General features: G+C 59.8%; 19 protein-coding genes and 1 pseudogene. 3 read left to right on the top strand and 17 right to left on the bottom strand.

What is annotated here, in order from left to right:
* The 10 genes and pseudogenes from Q7J58_RS20210 to Q7J58_RS20165 all read right to left on the bottom strand — a co-directional run.
* Positions 1–619, bottom strand: a pseudogene (locus Q7J58_RS20210) (beta-ketoacyl synthase N-terminal-like domain-containing protein); the annotation flags it as partial.
* Positions 620–652: 33 nt separating this feature from the next.
* Positions 653–1,297 (bottom strand): 3-oxoacid CoA-transferase subunit B, encoded by a 645-nt coding sequence (locus tag Q7J58_RS20205; RefSeq protein WP_304831568.1) that lies wholly within the window; start codon positions 1,295–1,297, stop codon positions 653–655.
* Positions 1,294–2,028 (bottom strand): 3-oxoacid CoA-transferase subunit A, encoded by a 735-nt coding sequence (locus Q7J58_RS20200; RefSeq protein ID WP_304831566.1) that lies wholly within the window; start codon positions 2,026–2,028, stop codon positions 1,294–1,296. Before Q7J58_RS20200 ends, Q7J58_RS20205 begins: the two co-directional genes overlap by 4 nt.
* A 46-nt stretch (positions 2,029–2,074) precedes the next feature.
* Positions 2,075–2,515 (bottom strand): PaaI family thioesterase, encoded by a 441-nt coding sequence (locus Q7J58_RS20195; RefSeq protein WP_304831564.1) that lies wholly within the window; start codon positions 2,513–2,515, stop codon positions 2,075–2,077.
* Positions 2,508–2,891, bottom strand: a complete 384-nt coding sequence (locus Q7J58_RS20190; protein WP_304831562.1) for a nuclear transport factor 2 family protein — start codon at positions 2,889–2,891, stop codon at positions 2,508–2,510. Before Q7J58_RS20190 ends, Q7J58_RS20195 begins: the two co-directional genes overlap by 8 nt.
* Positions 2,891–4,393 (bottom strand): bifunctional 3-(3-hydroxy-phenyl)propionate/3-hydroxycinnamic acid hydroxylase, encoded by a 1,503-nt coding sequence (locus Q7J58_RS20185; protein ID WP_304831560.1) that lies wholly within the window; start codon positions 4,391–4,393, stop codon positions 2,891–2,893. Before Q7J58_RS20185 ends, Q7J58_RS20190 begins: the two co-directional genes overlap by 1 nt.
* 2 nt (positions 4,394–4,395) lie before the next feature.
* Positions 4,396–5,703, bottom strand: coding sequence for a TRAP transporter large permease (locus Q7J58_RS20180; protein ID WP_304831558.1), 1,308 nt, complete (start codon positions 5,701–5,703; stop codon positions 4,396–4,398).
* Positions 5,696–6,190 (bottom strand): TRAP transporter small permease, encoded by a 495-nt coding sequence (locus tag Q7J58_RS20175; protein ID WP_304831557.1) that lies wholly within the window; start codon positions 6,188–6,190, stop codon positions 5,696–5,698. The genes Q7J58_RS20180 and Q7J58_RS20175 overlap by 8 nt, the downstream gene beginning before the upstream one ends.
* A 1-nt stretch (position 6,191) precedes the next feature.
* Complete coding sequence (locus tag Q7J58_RS20170) at positions 6,192–7,220, bottom strand: TRAP transporter substrate-binding protein (protein ID WP_304831556.1); 1,029 nt, start codon at positions 7,218–7,220, stop codon at positions 6,192–6,194.
* A 30-nt stretch (positions 7,221–7,250) separates the two neighbouring features.
* Positions 7,251–8,102, bottom strand: a complete 852-nt coding sequence (locus tag Q7J58_RS20165) for a fumarylacetoacetate hydrolase family protein (protein ID WP_304831554.1) — start codon at positions 8,100–8,102, stop codon at positions 7,251–7,253.
* Positions 8,103–8,198: 96 nt separating this feature from the next.
* Here Q7J58_RS20165 and Q7J58_RS20160 point away from each other — a divergent pair, with 96 nt between their 5' ends.
* The 3 genes from Q7J58_RS20160 (at position 8,199) to Q7J58_RS20150 (ending at position 10,962) form a co-directional block, all read left to right on the top strand.
* Positions 8,199–8,759, top strand: a complete 561-nt coding sequence (locus Q7J58_RS20160) for a VOC family protein (RefSeq protein ID WP_304831552.1) — start codon at positions 8,199–8,201, stop codon at positions 8,757–8,759.
* A 28-nt stretch (positions 8,760–8,787) separates the two neighbouring features.
* Positions 8,788–9,528: an IclR family transcriptional regulator gene (locus Q7J58_RS20155; RefSeq protein ID WP_304831550.1), complete on the top strand. Its 741-nt coding sequence runs from the start codon at positions 8,788–8,790 to the stop codon at positions 9,526–9,528.
* A gap of 306 nt (positions 9,529–9,834) precedes the next feature.
* On the top strand, positions 9,835–10,962 hold the full coding sequence (locus tag Q7J58_RS20150) for an ABC transporter substrate-binding protein (RefSeq protein WP_304831548.1): 1,128 nt from the start codon (positions 9,835–9,837) through the stop codon (positions 10,960–10,962).
* A 77-nt stretch (positions 10,963–11,039) separates the two neighbouring features.
* On the opposite strand, the gene Q7J58_RS20145 is transcribed toward Q7J58_RS20150, so the two are convergent.
* The 7 genes from Q7J58_RS20145 to Q7J58_RS20115 all read right to left on the bottom strand — a co-directional run bounded on the left by Q7J58_RS20145 (position 11,040) and on the right by Q7J58_RS20115 (position 19,246).
* Positions 11,040–11,741, bottom strand: a complete 702-nt coding sequence (locus Q7J58_RS20145) for a SprT family zinc-dependent metalloprotease (RefSeq protein ID WP_304831546.1) — start codon at positions 11,739–11,741, stop codon at positions 11,040–11,042.
* A complete protein-coding gene (locus Q7J58_RS20140) occupies positions 11,741–14,851 on the bottom strand; it encodes an HsdR family type I site-specific deoxyribonuclease (RefSeq protein WP_304831545.1) in 3,111 nt (1,036 codons plus the stop codon). Before Q7J58_RS20140 ends, Q7J58_RS20145 begins: the two co-directional genes overlap by 1 nt.
* Positions 14,852–14,912: 61 nt before the next feature.
* Positions 14,913–15,662 carry a zeta toxin family protein gene (locus Q7J58_RS20135; RefSeq protein ID WP_304831543.1) on the bottom strand — a complete coding sequence of 250 codons (750 nt, stop codon included), beginning with the start codon at positions 15,660–15,662 and terminating at the stop codon, positions 14,913–14,915.
* Positions 15,659–15,910 carry a hypothetical protein gene (locus tag Q7J58_RS20130; protein WP_304831541.1) on the bottom strand — a complete coding sequence of 84 codons (252 nt, stop codon included), beginning with the start codon at positions 15,908–15,910 and terminating at the stop codon, positions 15,659–15,661. The genes Q7J58_RS20135 and Q7J58_RS20130 overlap by 4 nt, the downstream gene beginning before the upstream one ends.
* Positions 15,907–17,358, bottom strand: coding sequence for an RNA-binding domain-containing protein (locus tag Q7J58_RS20125; RefSeq protein WP_304831539.1), 1,452 nt, complete (start codon positions 17,356–17,358; stop codon positions 15,907–15,909). The genes Q7J58_RS20130 and Q7J58_RS20125 overlap by 4 nt, the downstream gene beginning before the upstream one ends.
* Positions 17,359–17,765: 407 nt before the next feature.
* Positions 17,766–19,055: a restriction endonuclease subunit S gene (locus Q7J58_RS20120; RefSeq protein ID WP_304831537.1), complete on the bottom strand. Its 1,290-nt coding sequence runs from the start codon at positions 19,053–19,055 to the stop codon at positions 17,766–17,768.
* Entirely contained in the window at positions 19,052–19,246 is a 195-nt protein-coding gene (locus Q7J58_RS20115) for a hypothetical protein (RefSeq protein WP_304831536.1), read from the bottom strand. Before Q7J58_RS20115 ends, Q7J58_RS20120 begins: the two co-directional genes overlap by 4 nt.
* Positions 19,247–19,257: the final 11 nt, after the last annotated feature.

The following is a 19,257-nucleotide window of genomic DNA, read 5'->3' as shown; positions in this document are numbered from 1 at the left end:
GTGACCGGGCAGATTTCGCGCGCCAGGTGACCCGCCTGGATGGCGGCCACGGCTTTCATCTGGCTGGCCAGGGCCATGCGGTCTTGCGCGTCGCGCTCGATCTTGAAGTCGGTGGCCACGTTTTCCGCCGTTTCGGGCATGGAGTCCACACCGTACTGCGCTTTCATCAGCTTGTTGACGAAGCGCCAGCCGATGGTGGTATCAAACACCGCATTGTTGCGGGAAAACGCGCTCTCTGCCTTGGGCATGACGAAGGGCGCGCGGCTCATGCTTTCCACGCCGCCGGCGATCATCAGGCCGGCCTCGCCGGCCTTGATGGCGCGCGCAGCGGTGCCCACCGCGTCCAGGCCCGAGCCGCACAGGCGGTTGATGGTGCCCCCGGGCACCTCCAGCGGCAGGCCGGCCAGCAGACTGCTCATGTGGGCCACGATGCGGTGGTCGACCCCGGCCTGGTTGGCGCAGCCAAAGAGCACGTCGGTGATGGCGGCCCAGTCCACCTGCGGGTTGCGCGCGCACGCAAGGGAATGGCGCCCAGGTCGTCGGTGCGCACGCTGCTGAGGGCGCCGCCGTAGCGGCCGAAGGGGGTGCGAATGGCGTCGCAGATGAAGGCTTGGGTCATGGCGTATTTTTTTGCGGTGTTAACGTGCTGCACTCATGTCTGTACGGGCAGGCCGAGCAAGCGTTCCAGTTCGGTGTGTTCGAGCCCTTGGACCTTGTCGATGAGCTTCAGACCGTCGGTGGTGCACTCCAAGGTGGCGAGATCCGAATAAATGCGCTTGACGCAGCCGATGCCAGTAAGCGGGTAGGTGCAAACGGAGACGACTTTGCTGACCCCCTGTTTGGTCAGCAAGTCCATCATGACCCAGGTCTGCTTGGCACCCACGGCCAGGTCCATGGCACCGCCGACAGCCGGAATAGCACCCGCTTCGCCAGTGCTCCAGTTGGCGAGATCACCGGTGACCGACACCTGGAAGGCACCCAGCACGCTGATGTCCAGATGGCCGCCGCGCATCATGGCGAAGCTGTCGGCATGGTGAAAGAAGGCCCCCCCTGGCAACAGCGTCACAGGCTGCTTTCCCGCGTTGATGAGGTCGTAATCTTCATCCTCCATCGCCGGGGCGGGGCCCATCCCCAGGATGCCGTTCTCGCTGTGCAGAACAACCTCCACGCCCTCGGGCAGGTAGTTGGCCACCAGCGTGGGTTGGCCAATGCCGAGGTTGACGTAAGCGCCATCAAAAATGTCCTGCGCCACGCGTTGGGCCAACTCTTGTTTGGTGCGTTTGCTGTAGCCGCTCATGCTCGATGCTCCTCGCAGGTGGCTCGCTTGACCGCACCGGATTGGGTGGCCAAGCGTTCAATCTTCACGATCTTGGACACGAAGATGCCCGGCGTGACGATGACTTCGGGGTTCAACTGCCCCAACGCCACGATCTCGTGCACGGTGGCAATGGTGCGCTTGGCCGCTGTGGCCATCACTGGGCCAAAATTGCGCGCGGCCTTGCGGAAGGTGAGGTTGCCCCAGCGGTCTCCGGCTTCCGCTTTGATCAGGGCCACATCGCCCCGAATGGGAAACTCCAGCACATAGTCCTTGCCGTTGATGTGACGGGTTTCCTTCCAACGACCGTCGGCATGGCGGGCCAGTTCTGTGCCGTAGCCGGTGGGGGTGAAAAAGGCGCCAACACCAGCACCGGCGGCCCGCAGGCGTTCAGCCAGGTTGCCTTGAGGCACCAGTTCCAGCTCGATCTTGCCGCTGCGGTAGAGCGACTCAAACACCCACGAATCGCCCGTTCTTGGGAAACTGCAAATGACCTTTTTTACCTGGCCACTCTGGAGCAATGCGGCAAGCCCGGTATCCCCGCTACCCGCATTGTTGTTCACCACGGTCAGACCGCCAGCACCACATTGGATCAACGCGTCAATCAGCTCATTCGGGATACCGGCTGTACCGAATCCGCCAATCAGGATGGTGCTCCCATCCTGCACAGGCCCAAGTGCCTCTGCTGCAGACAATGCCACTTTGTCAATCATCTAATACCCCTTCACAACACAACACGCCATATGCAGTTCTCAATGCTCATTGGCGTCCCCGATCTGTATTGAGAACCATGCAAACAGCCGACGCTGTTGCAACCACCTTTCCGCCTTGCGTCAGTTGTGCGGATACGTTTGAAATAGCGCGGCCCCTGCGGTTTAGCTTTGCAACACCATGGATGGCCCCTACGTCAGCCGGGGATAGGTACGACACGTTCAAATTGAGGGTGGTCACACCCTCACCAATTGACAGTGTTGCATCCACCAATCCTGCGGTCAGCGCATCGAGCATGGCCGCCAACATTCCACCCTGCACTTTTCCGGCAGGATTCGCGAATGAAGGCAGCGCATCAAAATCTGCCTCCAACTCTCCAGCAGCGACGTCCACGCGCTGTATCGTCTGGCCCAGCAAAACGGCGACCGGTGGGGGTGGAATTGCGCCTCGCAACATCTGTCGAAACGGTGTGTCGGGAAGGTCATGCATCTTGAAATACCTGGCGCGTTGATTGAAAAACCTTCAGCCGCCAACCGCAGGTCGATTCGGCGGATCGAATCCATATCTGACTCATCCACGAAGACACCAAAGAGGGCATCGCCTCTCCGCGACGAAGGATCGACATCTGAAGTCCACCCGTGACCACGCCATACTCACCGGACAAACAGCTCACCGGATCGGTTACGCCCACAGTCAAAAACTGCGGCCCATTCTCCAAAAAGCTCAAAAGTTGCGATTTGTTGTGCCTGATACCCGTGGCATGTATGTAGAACAAGTCGTCACACAGCATGTCGCGCAGAGCCTCCAGGTCCCTGCGAATCAAACAATCGGCGCGCAACTGTTCGGCCTGCAGCAGCGTATCCATCACAGCACCGCGCTCCCCACAAATACCTGAATGAGGTCTTGCACTTTGCCCACATCGCTTGCTGCGCCTGCGATATAGCGGTCTGGACGAACCAACACCGCCTGCGCCGACAAGGACTCAAGCCAATTTTTCAGCGAGGGATCATGGGCAGGGATGACCGCAACGCGCTCATCAGGGGTGACGTTCAGGTCGCTGCATATGTCAGGGTTCGCAACCAGAACAAACCGATACCCCACGACATCGTCCAGCCGCGTCCCATCCTTCAGAACAGGCTGAACAGATACTGTGCCGGCAATGCGCCCCCCCTCATGCGCCCCGGAACCCAACGCCGGTTGCGGCGTGTGAAAAACTTCCGTGTTGGCCAGCATGCTGGCATCCCGCTTTTTGACGACCTCATGATCCGTGGCTTGAATCACCTTGCCAAAGCGGACCGCTGTTTCAATGAACTCACGCACATGCGGAGACCGCTCCGACTCGTAGGTGTCGAGCAGCGTTTCGGACGCATGCCCTTGTACAACGTCTGCCAGCTTCCACGCGAGGTTGTACACATCCCTCACACCCGCGCACATGCCCTGCCCCATGAAAGGCGGTGTCTGATGCGCGGCGTCTCCGGCAATCAACAAACGGCCATTGCGCCAGCCTTTGGCCACCACCGAATGAAAGGTATAGACAGCGGGCCTCTCCAGCACAGCATCCGCAGGCGTTACCCATGGCGCCAACAACGACCAGACCGACTCCGGTCGGGTAATCGTTGTCGGATCATCGACGGGCATCAGCATGAACTCCCAGCGTCTGCGCTCGCCGACGCCCCTCACGTATGTAGCAGGACGGCGTGGGTCGCAATATTGAATGCTGTGGTCACCCAGGTCGGAACGCTCTCGCTGCAGAAGAACATCAACCACCAGCCACCGCTCGTGTGAATTCAAGTCATCCAGCTCGGTGCCCATCATCCGACGGACCGTGGAACGCGCACCATCGCACCCGACCACATACCGCGCATGGGCTTTCAAAAGTCGTCCGCAAGACGTGTCTTCTACCCGAAGCTCCACGCCATCCTCATGTTCGGTGATGGCAAAAACGTCGTGTCGCAGCCGAACTTCAACCTGTGGGTATTGCTCCAGCTTTTTGCGCAAAACGTCCTCAAAGTCGGGCTGATGAAACCGATAGCCTGGGTGCCAAGCTTGCCCACCCAGCTCAACAGAGCGGGTGTAGTCGATCAAAACCTTCCCCTCGGCATTGACAAACTTCATGCCAGGCGAGACAAAGAGTTGCGCCATGAGTTCGTCGGAAATCCCCAGTGTTTGAAACACCCGCATGCACTCACCGTCAAAGTGGATCGCCCTGGGCAACCGGTACACATCGGCTTCCCGATCCAGTACCAGAACGCTCAGCCCCTTTATGGCCAGCAAATTGGCGAGCACGGCCCCAGCGGGCCCAAAACCCACAATGGCGACATCGTGTTGGATGTGCGCTTGAAAAGCGGGGTCAATGTTCGAGCTCATGCTCATCCTTTCAACAAATGGGGAAGCCAAAGCACCAGCGGTGGAAATACCAGGAGAAGACCCAAGCGGCACAGATTCGACAATATGTAGGGCATCACACCCCTGTAAATTGAAGGCAGCGGTATCTGGGGTGCAATGCCCTTGACAACAAACACATTCATGCCCAATGGGGGTGTAAGCATTCCAATTTCAATAATGACGACATTGATAACGCCCCACCATATGGGATCGAAACCCCAACTCTGTACCAATGGCAAAACGAACGGCATGGAAATCACCATGGTCGCCACCTCATCAAATATGGCACCGGCGATCACGAACAGAACCATCAATGCAAGCATCGCAACCCAAACCGGCACATTCGCCTCACCGACCCAACCCACCAGAACCTGAGGCGCCTGGGTCACTGCAGAAAAATACCCAAAAAGGGATGCACCAATGATCAATACATAAATCATTGCGCTTGTCGAAGCTGTGCTCAACAGGGCAGATCGCAACTGGGACGAACGCAAGGCGCCCCGCATTCCTGCGAATCCGAAGGCCATAACAGCACCAACCGCGGCACTCTCTGTGGCAGTGAATACGCCCAGTGCCATACCGCCAACCACCGTGCAGGTCAGCACCAGCACGGGCCAACTCGCACGCACCGCACCCCACCGTTCGGCAGCGCCAACCCTGGGGCCCAACGGTGCATCCCGCGGTCGAATCTGGGTGTACGCCAGGATGGCAAAAAAATGGAACACGATTGCAATCAGGGCGGGAACCAATGCCGCGATGTACAGCGTGATAATCAATTCTTGGGCCAGAACCGCATAGATCACCATGATCGAAGACGGTGGTATGAGAATCCCAAGCGTTCCGCCCGCGGCCACCGTTCCTGCGGCGAATCCTGGCTCATAACCACGCCGAATCATGGATGGCAGGGACACCTTGCCAAAGGTCGCTGCCGTGGCCACAGAACTCCCGCACACCGCACCGAACCCCGCACACCCCCCGATGGTGGCCATGGCCAGTCCGCCTCGCCGATGCCCAACCAGCGCATATGCCAAGCGGTACAAATCCTCCGATAGCCCGGCAATACTCGCGAACGCTCCCATCAACACAAACAAGGGAATGGTCAAAAGGTCCAACGATGTCAGTGCGTTGGAGGTTTCCGAGGCCATCATGGCCAATGCCGGATGAAACCCGGAGAGCAATCCAAAGCCCACCACGCCTGCAATGCCCATCGCGATACCGACCGGGACATGCAAAGCGATCAGGACGAACGTTGCCAGCAACCCGAAACCGGCCAATTGGATGGCGTCATCCATGACGGTCTCCTTCGCTCGTGTTCCAGGCCGTCACGAATGCGGCAAGTGCGGCAAACCCGACAAACACCCCCACTGCGGCCCACCAAGGCCAGACCACCCAGCGCAAGACCGGCATAACCTGCGATGTGTTTTTCAAATCGATCGTGAAGTAGATGTACTGCCACGCCAAGACGCCGACAAAGGTGGCCGTGACAACAGCAGCGAACCGGTCTAACACCCGATGCACCCGTGCGCCCAGCAAGGCGCCCACGGCGTTGACGGCAATATTGCCCCGGCTCACCAGGACGTGCGGTATGCAGGCCGCCAGCAGCACCGCTGCGGCCAATGCGGCGACATCGACATAACCCTGCAGGGGTTTTGCGAACGCATAGCGCATCAGGACATCAACGGTGGTGATGGCCGCGAGCAGCAGCAGGCCCATCACCGCCATTTGGGCGAGCCAGGACGCTGCGCGCTCCATGCGCGCAGTGGCATCGACCTTGAACATGTCAGGACGCCGCGCGAATGCGCTTCAATTGCTCAACGAATGCGTTGTAGGTTCGCTGGTTTCTAGGCTTGGCCATGCGCCAGCTTTCGTTGAGGGGCTCCGTCGCTTTCTTCCACGCATCTGTGTCTGCGGGGCTGGGTTGGACAACCTGGTTCTTGCCCGACTTAGAGACACGCTCCCGCACTTCTTTTTCCTGGCGATCAAACGCTTCGCCAATTTTTCTCGCCAGCACCTCGCCACTGTATTTCTCTATGGCGGACTTGGCCGCTGCAGGCAACGCATCGAAACGGTCTTTGCGCATCACGACGCCAACCGCAACAGCACCCAGCCCAATCTCAAAATGTTCGGAGCTGACCTCATTGACTTTGAAGTCACCGACGAAGCCCCAATTGTTCAACGTCATGTCAACGACGCCCCTCGATAACGACTCCGCAATCTGTCCGGCTCCCAATGAGACGGGAGCGCCACCCAACGCTTCCACCATGCGCGTCAAATGGTCGCCAGACACGCGCACACGTTTTCCGCGCAGATCCGCAGGCATCCGGACGGGTTGCTTACCGTGTATGCCCACCGGAGGCGTTGCGCCTACGGCCAGCATCTTCAAACCCTCAAATCCGACCAAGGCACCCGAGGCGTACAAACGGTGCAACGCAATACTGGCCTCCGTGGCATTGGTGGAGACGAATGGAAGCCCGACCACCTCCGTGTCATCAAACCGCCCCGGCGTGTAGGGAAGAACGATCCAACCAATGTCTGCGATTCCGTCGGTCACCAACTTGAGTTGCTGCAACGGATTGCGCCCCAACGTCCCTCCAGGAAACATATCAATTTGCAACGTTCCCTGCGACGCAGCGCTGACTTCGCGTGCAAAAGGCATCAACACATTGCCCGTGATGTTGGCCATGGGTGGCTCAAAGCTGGTGAACTTCAGCTTGGCGACCTCTGTGGCATGGGCAGCCCATGGCGCAACACAACAGGTGCTGGCAAGCATACGGATGGCTTGACGACGGTTGAAAATCGTTCTTTTCATTTTTGTCTCCTAAGGGTGGAAAAGGAAATATCAGTTTTCGTCAGCAATCGGATTGCTGAGAACACCAATGCGGTCGACCTCAATTTCGCAAACATCGCCGTGCTTCATCCAGACGGGAGGGGTTCGACGGGCACCCACACCACCAGGGGTTCCCGTCACGATGACGTCCCCTGGCTCCAACGGCGCGATGGTTGAGACGTAGGCAATTTGCCGCGCAATGCTGTGAATCATCATTGCTGTCGTTGCCCGCTGAAGCTCCACACCATTGAGCCGGGTGGTCAGCGTCATCAGCGTCCCGAAAGGGATTTCATCAGCCGTGACCAGCCATGGGCCGAACCCCCCGGTCTTCCAGAAGTTCTTGCCTGGCACCCATTGAGAGGTGTGCCGCTGCCAATCGCGCAACGTTCCGTCGTTGTAGCAAGCGTAGCCAGCGATGTATTGAGCGACCTCGCTTTCAGCAATCCTGCGACCCGACTTGCCGATAACGACGGCGATTTCAGCTTCATAGTCGAACTGCGTTGACTCCGGAGGACGGACCATGGGTTGGCCATGTCCCACTTGGGAGTCCGCCACGCGCAAAAAGAATGTCGGCTGCTCGGTGACCTCGCGGTTGGTTTCCTTGACGTGCTCGCCGTAATTCAAGCCGCAACACCAAATCTTTCCCGGGTTGGGGATGACAGGCAACAACGCCAGATCCTCCAGGCGGTAGTCCGCCGCACGGGCGTTGACCGCTTCCTGCGCCTGCGAGAGCGCGTTTCCTGCAAGCAGCGCCTTCAAGTCGGGGAAGGCGTTGTTCAACGCCAGGTTCAAGTCAACCACGCCAGACGCGGTGACGGCGCCAAAACCCTCACGCCCGTTGTGCACATAACTGATCAGTTTCATGGATTCCTCACATCAAAATGGCTGTTGCAAAATCTTGTATATCGAGATTTAATCACATATCAAGATTTTGTCAACCGCAACTTACGAGGAAAAACCATGCATCGACCCGGCTTCAGCTTCAGCCACTTCGGTATGTACGTCACTGACATAAAAAAGATGGAGGACTTCTACACAAGAATCCTGGACTTCACCGTGACAGATCAGGGAGATCTCTCTGGGCCGAACGGCCCCATGCATCTTGTGTTTCTGAGCAGGGATCCGGAAGAACACCACCAGATCGTGCTCATCAGCGGGAGACCGAGCGAACCGTCCTTCAATCCGATCAACCAGATTTCCCTCAAAGCCGACAGCTTGGGAACGCTGCGCCAGATGCATGCCTTGCTGGTCAAAGAGGGGGCCGATGACATCACGCCAGTCACCCACGGGAATGCCGTGTCCATCTACGTTCGCGATCCAGAAGGAAACCGGCTGGAGCTTTACTTCGACCTGCCCTGGTACGTATCGCAACCCATGCGGCTTCCTGTCGACCTGGCCGGCGACGACTGGGCGCTCATGAAACGGCTGGAAGAGCATGCACGCTCACTGCCCAACTTCATGCCACGATCCGCATGGACCGCAAAAATGGCCAAACGCATGGGGCTGGATAGCCAAAGCTAGAATGGCCCGCCACAGGCCTCCACGCAACATGAGCAGCAGTTCTACAAAAGTATTTGCAATCCTTGACCTCTTCACCGGCGAGCGGCCTGTATGGCAGCCAGACGAGATCAACGAAACACTGGGCTACACAAGGCCAACGGGCTACCGCTACGTGAAAGAACTCGTGGAAGCCGGCATGCTGCAAAAGATCTCGGCCGGTCGCTATGCGCTGGGTGGGCGCATCATTGAACTCGATTTCCAGCTGCGCCAGACAGACCCGGTGTTGAGCGCATCGGTCCCCGTCATGAAGGATCTGGCGGCACGAACGGGCTATGACGCGGTACTGAGTGTGTTGTACGCGGGTCCCAAGGTGATCGACATCCACCGGGTGAGCGGTGAAAAAGGACTGGAGCTTTTGTATGGCCGAGGTCGTCCCCGCCCCATGTTTCGTGCAGGCGCACCCAAAGTGTTGCTGGCGTGGCTAGCGCGGGGTCCGCTCCTGAAGATTTTCGAGGCGCACAAAGAAGAGATTGCGGCCAACGGGATGGGTGACAGTTGGGCACAGTTCAGAGCCAAACTCACTCACATCAGGCAAACAGGGTACTACCGCTCCACGGGTGAGTTGCAAGCAGGCGTCGGAGCCATGGCTGTCCCCGTGCTCAACGGGGAGCAAGACTGTGTTGGAACGCTGGCCTTGGTGGGCAGCAGCTCCCGCATCGATACAGAAAACAGCGAGACTTTGTACGCTTTGTTGCGTGAGGCAACGCTACTGATCGGGACCAGCTTGTAGCGTGCCGCCCTCACACCGAGAGGCTGAGTGCTGTTCTCCAACGCCCTCAAACAGGCACGGGTGCTGCAGCCCACCCGTTTGCAGACAGCGTTGTGGGCCTCGGAATTCGAGCCGTTGTTGTCCCCCAGACCACCGGGCACGCCGGGTATGGCGATTCATTTGGACACGCCCAGCCAATACCATAGGGCGCCCTACCCGTTTGAACAGCGACCACCGTCAGCACGGCGTAAGTGGAATCCACAGGCGACATAAACACTCTGAGGTTGAACAATGAACAGTTGCGCTTTTTCAAAACAGGAGACACACATGAAAACTTGGCGACACAGCTTGCGCGCCGCAACATTGGCCTTGGCCTGCCTGGGCGGGGTGCAGGCAATGGCCGCGGCCATCACCGTGGGGCAGGTCGCCCCGCTGTCGGGGCGGGAGGCGGTGCAAGGCCGGGCCTACGCCGCCGGGCTCAAGCTCGCGCTCGACCAGGCCAACAAAGCTGGGGTGGGCGGCCACCGCTTCACCCTGGTCAGCGAAAACGACGGCGGCCGGCCCGAGGAAACCACCGCCCTGACCACCCGGCTGGTCACCGAACACAAGCCGCTGGTGCTGGCCGGTTTCTTTGGCAGCCGCAACATCGGCGATCTGGTGGCCAGCGGCCTGCTGGAGCGCGAAAAACTCGCGCTGGTGGGCTACCGCATCACCGAGTTGGACATCCCTTCTCCCTGGCTCTACAACGTGCGCGCCAACCTGCGCGACGAGGTCCAGAAAATGGCCCAGCACCTGGCCACCATCGGCATCACCCGCCTGGGCGTGCTGCACGAAGACGGCCCCGGCGCCGAAGCGCTGGCCACCACCGTCGAAGGCATCGCGCGCGCCGCTGGCCAGCAGGTGCAACTGCGCGCCACCTACGCGGCCGGCACCACACGCGTCACCTCGGCAGTGGATACGTTCCTGGCCAAGCCCCCGCAGGCCATCCTCATCCTGGCATCGGGCGCAGCCACCGCCGCCTTCATTGAGGAATACCGCATTTCCGGCGGAGCGGCGCAACTGTTTGCCCAGTCCGGCGCCGATGTGGAACAACTCGCGCGCCGACTGGGCGAGGACACGCTGCGCGGTGTGGCCATTGCGCAAGTCACACCCAGCCCCTACCGCCTGGTGGGCCGGCTGGCCAAGGAGCTGTCCGACGCCGTGGGGGCGAACAAAGAGCTGGAGCCCATGGTCAGCTACGCCATGATGGAAGGCTACATCGCCGGCAAGGTCATTGCCGAGGCCGCCCGCCGCATGGGCGCCCAGGCCAGCCGCGAAGCCTTTGTGACCGCGCTGGACAGCATCGACGCTTACGACCTCGGCGGCTACCGCATCGGCTACCGCAACGGCCAGCACCAAGGCTCACGCTTCGTGGACATGACCATCCTCAGCGCCACTGGGCGGGTTCGGCATTGAGGTGGCGACAAGGCCTGTTCGGCCCCTCTCTCCACGATCCCAAACAGACAGCATGAATGGCTTGGGGCTGCGGAGGTTCAGGCGGACAAAGCCAGCTCGTTCAATTCCCGCCGTGCCTCCATCCACCCCGGGTAGTGCTGGTCAAGCAGTTCCACAAAACGGCCGCTGTGCGTCGGTACCAACAGGTGCAGCATCTCGTGCACCACCACGTATTCCAGCAAATCCTTGGGCTTCTTCACCAGTTCCGTGTTCAGCCGGATGTTGCCGGCCCGGTGGTTGCAACTGCCCCACTTGGTTTTCATGCGCTGTAGGTAGTAGCCGTTGACTTTCACGCCGAGCTTGTGCTCCCACTTGCTGATCAGGCCCGGCAATTCGGCGTGCAATATCGCCTTGTGCCATTCGTGCATAACCTCCGCTTTCTTGGCCTGATCTGCCCCCGGCCGAACAAACAGGTGGATGCGGCGGTGGTCCAGCTTCACGTAGGGTTTCACATCGGCCTCGGCCACGGTCAGCAGGTAACGACGACCCCAGACATGGTGGCTTTCCCGGGTCACAAACTGGCGTGGCTGCTCACGCTGCTGCTCGAAAAACAGCTTCTGCTGTTGCCGAATCCAATGCAGGCGAGAAATCGCGTAAGCCCTGGCCACCTCCGTGCGCGTCGTCAGCGGCGCCACCAAGGTCACCCGGCCATCGGGCGGATGCACCGTCAGGTGCACGTTCTTCACCCACTTGCGTGTGAGGCTGATGGTGATGTCGCCCAGTTCGAACACTTCGCTCATCAGTAACCTGGCTGGTTTTTGACGATCTCGAAAACGGCCAATACGACCGCTTTGTTTTTGCCCAGAATGGGTGCAATCGCGTTCAGCACCTGCGCCTCACGCGCCGGGTCGCCCTTCCAGCCTGCGGGCGCGTGTGCGCGAATCGCTTTGTCCAGCTTCAAGGCCAGGCCCAGACATTCGTTGCCCCAGCTTGGGATCGGCTCGGCAGCCATGTGTTCGGGCACGTTCGGCGCTGCAGCAGCCAGGACCGTGGGCAGGTTGTTGTAGAGCACCGTGGCCTCTTTGTTGCCGTGCAGCTCGGCGGGCACGTTGTTTTCCCCCCGGCCTTGGCCCAGCTGTTTGGCAAGCGCTTCCGCGTCCTTCAAGAACTGCTCGTAAGAGGCGGTGTCGCCACGTTTCTGCTGAATCAGGTCTTCCAGCAGCTGGGACATCTCCGCGTAAAACATCGGGTCCGTGAGCTGGTCGCGGATGATGGTCTTACGCACGTTGTTGATGATGGTCTCGGCGATGGCATTCTTTGACAGCTTGCCCTTCTCGTTCAGCTTCTTCGCGATCGCATCGTGGATGCCCGTGTGGATGATCAACTCGGTCAGCGACAGCTCGCTCAGGTCACCCAGCAAGTCCGCCGGATCGGCCTGGATGTAGGTGTTGATGAGGTGGCGCATGTCCGCCTCAAACGGCTTGATGTCCAGCTCTTCGCCCGCGTGGTTCTTGATGGCCGCGCGCACCTCGACGTAAAACTGCGTTTCTTGCTCAAAGACTTTCACCTGAGCAGCGCTGTAGCCCGCCTCTTCAAGATGGGCCGCCAAGTCGGCATAGGCGCGCACAAAAGCCGCCACCGCCTTGTAAAACGAGATGCGCAGCGGCTCCGTGTCGTTCAGCGCCGTGGGGTTGGCAACATCACCGCAGAAATACCGAATGTGTTGCTCCATGCCCTGCGGCTGCATCACCGGCGCACACAAATACATCAGCGCCTCGCGTGCTGCGTCCAATTGGGCTTTCCCCTCTTCGCGCCAGTCCTTGACGATCACATTGCCATCGTCGCCCACGGTCTCGGTGTCCAGCTCGTCCGAGGTGTAGACCGCGATCGCGTCCTGCACCTTGCTGAACAGCTCCTTGTAGTCCACCACATGGCCGTAGTCCTTGTCGTCACCGTCCAGCCGGTTGGTGCGGCAAATGGCCTGGAACAGGTTGTGGTCGCGCAGCGCGTTGTCCAGGTAAATGTAGGTGCAGCTCGGCGCGTCAAAACCCGTCAGCAACTTGCTCACCACAATCAGCAGTTTCAGGTTGGCAGGCTCTTCAATGAAGCGGCGCTTCATCTCGGTTTCGTACTGTGTGGTGGTCTGGTCTTTGGCCAGTACGTGCTGGGTGTAGGTGTCGAACTTGTAGCGCTCGTCGCTGTGGGGTGGCTCTTGCGAAATCGCGTTGTGGTTGGGTTCGTAAGACGTGATCAGCCCGCAGTGCACGCCCAGCGGCGTGTGCTGGAACAGCCGAAAGTAGTGGCAAGCGTCGTAAATGCTCGCCGCCACCAGAAGGGCCGTGCCGCGCCCGTTGTTCAGCCGGGGCAATACGCCGAAATCGTGGTTGATGTTGGCGATGATGCGTTGCTTGCGCTCGCCCGAACTCATCAGCTCTTCCATCGTCGCCCAGCGCTTGCGCAGCACCGACTTCTGAAAGTTGTTCAGGCCCTGGGTCTTGGTTTCGAACCAGTCGTCAATGGCCTGGCGCGAGGTCAGGCGCTGCGGCACATCGCGCGCCTCGTACTTCAAATCCAGCACCACCTTGTCAGCCACCGCCTCGTTGAACTTGTAGGTGTGAATAAAGGTGCCAAACACGTCGCGCGTGGTCTGCTTGTCGCGGCGCAGCAGCGGCGTGCCAGTGAAGCCGATGAAGATGGCGCTGGCCAGCCAGCGCTTCATCTGCTTGTTCATGTCACCACCCTGGGTGCGGTGGCATTCGTCCACAAACACATAGAAGCGGCCGGCGATCTTGGGCGGTTCGCCCTTCAGGTCGGCCACGTCGATCTTGTGGATCAACGCACACATCAGGCGCGGCGACGCCTGGCCCAGCTTCTCCACCAGATCCTTGCGAGAGGTGATGCGTGGCGATGGCGCATCGGCGCCAATCACCCCCGCGTTTTTCATCACGCCCACGATCTGCTTGTCCAGCTCATCCCGGTCGGTCACCACCAGGATGCGCGCCTCCGGGTCGTGCTCCAGCAACCACTTGGCAATCAGCACCATCAGGATGCTCTTGCCGCTGCCCTGGGTGTGCCAGATCACGCCGCCCTCATGGCGCTGAATGCGCTCCTGCGCGGCCTTCACACCCTCAAACTGGTGCAGGCGCGGCACCTTCTTCTGGCCGGCATCAAAGATCACGAAGTTGCGCACCAGGTCCAGCAGCCGCGCGGGCGCCAGCATCTGCGTCAGAGGCCCGTCCAGCAGCTCGCCCACGGCCAAGGTTTCATCGGCACTGCCTGGTTTGTGGTGCTTCCATTCCACGAAGAACTTTTCGGGCGTGCCCGTGGTGCCGTAGCGCAGGCCCTGGCTGTCGCTGCCCGCCAGCACCAGCTGCACCGTGCTGAAAAAGCCCTGGTTGAAGATCGCTTCCTGGTTGCTGATGAGCTGGCGGATGCCGTTGGCCACGTCCACCGAGCTGCGCTTGAGCTCCATCACCACCACCGCCATGCCGTTGATGTACAGCACGATGTCGGGCCGCCGCTCATGCCCGCCCGATGTGCCGCCCGAGTTGCCGTGTTTCAGCGTCACCTCTTCGGCCAGCGCAAAGTGGTTGTTCGTTGGCGTGTCCCAGTCGATCAGGTGCACCGTCTCGTGCGGCGCACCCGCCGCCACCTGCACCGGCACGCCATAGCGCAGCAGCTGGTAGGTGCGCAGGTTGGCCTGGTAGAGCGTGATGCCGGTCGCGTCTGCCACCGCCATCAGCTTTTGCAGCGCCTGGGCGATGTGGGCCGGGCTGTAGCCGCGCTGCTGCAGGTGGGCGCGCAACAGCTCGGGCTCAATGCAGCGGTTGCCCTCGCGCTGGCTCCAGTCTCCCATGTAGGCATAGCCCAAGCCGCCTTCGGCCGCAGTGGCGGTCAGGCGGGCAACCACACGGTTTTGGGTGGCGCGCTCTGGGCGCAATGATTGCGCTCACGCGCAAACCCCTTGTTTGTCAGTCAACATCGTCGCCTTCAAAAGCATCCCACAACGCGGCCTTAAACCAATGTGGCGCTTCATCGGTTTTCATTTCCAGCTCACAGCCATCCGTCACCTCGGCCAGCCACACCTTGTCTTCGCCCGAGTTGTCAAACACGTAGGCTCGGTCTGTGCAGGCCACAGCCTGACTGAGCAAGGCCAGGGAGCGGTGATAACGGCTGATGATTTTGTCTTTCGGCACCGGGTGCCCACCCGTCGCCACGCGGTGCTGCACCCGTGACACATTGATGTCGGGGTCCTCTGTGGCCACGAAATACAGATAGGTGCGAAAGCCTGACTTCTGCGCCTTGCACAAAAAGTCCACCTTGTCCTGCGACGACATCACCGTCTCGAAAGTGAACGAAGTCCCATCACTCAGCAGCTTGTGGCGAATAAAGTCAGCCAAGACCGAGGCGTGGTAAGAATTGACAGCCAAGGCTTGAAACAGCACGCGCCCACCTTGCAGCACCATGCGGTCGGCATCCGCCAGCAAACCCTGAGACCGCAGCAACGTGGACTGCGCCAAAAAGTCGCTCAATTCTGCTGCCGTGGCTTTAATCGAAAACTCACCCAGCGAGAGATAGCCATCGGCGCGGATGAGTTTTTCAATGTCATCGGCATTGACATAAACGCCCAACAAGCTCTCAGGCAATACATCTTTGAGCGTGCTTTTGCCAGAACCGTTGGGGCCAGCAAACACACGCAGTCTGGGTTGGCTGACGCTCATGCGCGTGTCACCTTGCGAACCCGCTTGACGCCTGCCTGCACCCGAAACGATGGCTCAACCGACTTGATCACACGCACCGTGCCTTCAGCGCTGAGCTCCACCAAGCACCCCTCAGACACCTGCAACACCTTGCCGCTCACGGCCAGTGCCTTTAAATGCGCTTGCGAAAACGCCGCCTGCGCCATCTGTGGAATGCGGGATTCCAGAGACTCCAGGGCCTTTTCAGAAAACTGTTTTTTGGGCTTCATGGTGTGTCCTTATTGAAGCTGGTGAGGGTGATTTTGCCTACTGGCGTCAGCCGATATCTTTGCTTGCTGCTTTGCGGCTTATCGGGAATGGTCATCTCCACCCAGCCCGCCGCCAGCGCAGGCAGCAGATAGCTGGCCATAAAACTGTCGCGGTGCTTGAGGCCCAGCAGCGCTTGCAGTTCGCTGCGGCTGTGCTCGGCCACCATGACGGCGAGCAAGCGCCGAACTTGCCCGGTGACTTGCCCGGTGACTTGCCCGGTGACTTGCGGGGTGTCTACCGAAGTCGCCGCCGAAGGCTGCGCCACCCGCCACACCACCGCCCGGAACTGGTTCGCTTCACGCTCGTCCACCAGATCGATCTTCGGCCAGGCTCCCAGCGCGCGCGGCACCCCGGTGCCCAGCCCCCGGTACGGCAGGATGTGCGCCGCGTGCTCGGCCAGCACCTTGTTGCGCCGGTTGGAAACGCCGGTGCGAATCTGCTCCGGCGTCAGGCTGTCGGGCAAATGGCCGGGGCTGATGATCTCAACCCGGTCGGTGAACACAAACAGGCGAATCGTGGCGCTGACAAAAAAGTCCCGGTGTACCAGCGCATTCACCAGCAGCTCCACAAACGCTTCTTCCGGCACCTCCAGCTGCCCCAGCGTGTTGAAGCCCCTGCCGGCTTGCACATGGTGCAGGCTGCGCTTGATGAAGGCCATGCCGCGCTGAAACTGCTCTTCCAGCGTGCCGTCGATGTTCTCGCTGTCCAGGTAGCGCGTGTCGCCCAGAAACGTGCCCGGGAACCACACCGCGCCGATCTGGCACACCTGCAGCAGCCGCTGCGGTTGCTTGCCAAACAGCAGCAGCCCCGCCAGGTTGGGCACGCCGTCCTGCGCCAGTTGCAGGTTCTCCATCAGCTGCACCACCGGCAAGCCCGCAGCGTCCAGGCTCTGCCCGTAGCGGCGCTCGAAGTAGCGGCCAAAAGCCCGCTCGTCAATGTCCGCCGCCGTGGCGTTGTGCACCGGCACCTGGTCGGCCTGCAACAGCCCCGCGCGCTGGAACATGCGCTGCATTTCCTCGCGCGCCGTCACATGCCGCTTGTCGGCCCCGCTCTTCACCCACACGCGGCCTTGCAGGTCCATGTAAGGCTTGTTCAGCCCGTCCGGCACCTGCACCACCATCACCAAGCCCTGCGCCGTCTGCACGTTGTGGCTCACTGGGGAGAGCGGCGGGCGCACATGCTGGCTGGCCGCGTTGCTGAGCAACTGGTTCAGCCGCCGCACGGCTGCGGCGTCCAGCCCCAGCACCGAACCATCGTCCGCCACGCCCAGCAACACACAACCACCCCCGCTGTTGGCCAGCGCCGCCAACTCGGCGGCCAGGCTGTCGGCGTTGCTGGCATCGCGCTTGAACTGGTGGCGGCTGTCTTCGCCACAGGCGAGCAGTTGGAGGAGTTCGGTTTCAGTCATTAAAAAAACCGCATATACAAAATTTGGTGCGGAGAGGGGGAATCGAACCCCCTGCATTCACTCTTGGACGGACACACAAATACATAAACGCTAATCCCTCGTTTGGGTTGGAATTTTCTCACCAGAGACTCCGCAGGAATGCACCAATTCCGCACCAAACACATGCCATTACCGAAGTAAATACAGCGAATGAATTTTTCATAAACACCTCCATAACGATTGCAATAAAGCCAAAGACAGAAGCGGAGACTTCCAACCCAAACAAGAAAACGACGTTTACTTCAATGTGTACCCGTACCTCCAAGCCTTTTGTGCTAGCAAAAATGTAGTGCCAGCTTAGAAATTGTCAAAATTAACGATATCAAAACCCCTTAAATATCAGCGAAATACCCAACCTTTGATTGACTTCACACCAAACGAGTCCTTCCCGTCAACAATTCCTGCATCATGCCCTGCTTGATGGCGCGGGTTTTGGCGAGGCGGGCTTCTAGGGCGGAGAGGTCGGTGTCCATGTCGAATAGAACGGTGGCGATGGCGGTTTGTTCTTCTTTCGCAGGGAAGCTGAACTCAAGCGACATGACACTTGCAGGCGACAAGTTGTTGATGCTTGAACCTGCCAGCAAATTGTTGATGTAGTCACGGTAGCGACCGGTTTGAAAAAGGTAGAAGACAAACCGGCGCTCAGCGACATCTGCGCGCCTGAACACGCCCATGAACGCCCCGAAGGTGTATTCAAAACCATCCTCGCGGTCAAAGTAACCAGCCTTGCCTACCAAGGACTTGCTGCCATTGGCCATGCAGATGAGCACATCCCCCGCGCGGAGAATTTGGTGTTCACTGACACAAGCGGCATTCACGAACTGGACATCTGTTGCGACGACCATTGCGTCTTGGACGTTGTTTGACCGAAGCAAGCGTTTGGTCTGCTCAGTGTCATGCGGAAACAAGTCTGCATCACCACGATAGGCAACGCCGCGCAGGCAATGGCCGACATCACCTAGCCGCTTTACTGTCCAAGCCCCACTGAACCCCGGCAGGCGGGTTTGGCCGGTCAGGAGTTGCTGCATCGCGGCCTGTTTGATGTTGCGCTTCTTGGCGAACAGCCGCTCCAGCCCGGCGATCAGGGCATCGACGTCGGAGAGGGCGGTGGCGATGGCGCGTTGTTCGTCAGGTGTAGGACGTGGGATAGGAACCGCAACAAACTTCTCTTTGGGGAGGTGCGCAATGCTGGTTTGAGTGACATAGTTTGCAAGTACCCCACGGCTTGCCCATAGCTGTAGAACGGCAAGCATCAGCCGCGGTTCGTATCCGCGAATCGGTCTCAGACGGTGTAATGCCTTCTGGTAGTAGCACTCGATGAGTGGGGCATCCCAAATAGCGGCTCTACCAACTTCCCCGCCTTCGCAGACCAGCAAGTCGCCAGACTGAAGGCGGAATTTCTCCAAATCGGCTCTGGACATGCGCATGGTCTGTGTCTCGGAGACCTCCACGCGGCCCCATTGCACGGCCTTGTTTCCAAGATACGGCTTTTCTATCCCCACATTCCGCTCAGCGTCCAACATTTTTCCCAACTGGACATTGAATTCGGCGCCAACTGTGGACAGGGTCCAATCGCGAGGGATTGGTCCGATCTCGGAGGGTTGGAAATCCATCTGCAGCAAATACTTCGCCGACGGCTCGCGAACATCCGTATTCATCGCCACGCCACCCCCATGCGCTGCAAGTGCGCTTCCACCCGGCCCGACAGGGCCTCCACCTCGTCCGCTAACTGCGGCAGCGGCGCGACGTAGCGCTCAGCCAGCTCCCGAATCCGCCGCGTCAGGGTCTGGCTCACGCGGTCCAGATCGGCTTGCAGGCTGGCGTTCAGGGCATGCAGCCAAAAGTGCAACGCAGCTTTGC

This window comes from Hydrogenophaga sp., from assembly GCF_030656115.1.
In the GTDB taxonomy this organism is placed as follows: domain Bacteria; phylum Pseudomonadota; class Gammaproteobacteria; order Burkholderiales; family Burkholderiaceae_C; genus Hydrogenophaga.
Note: the sequence above shows the minus strand (reverse complement) of the source record. Positions and strands in the feature narration are given on the sequence as shown.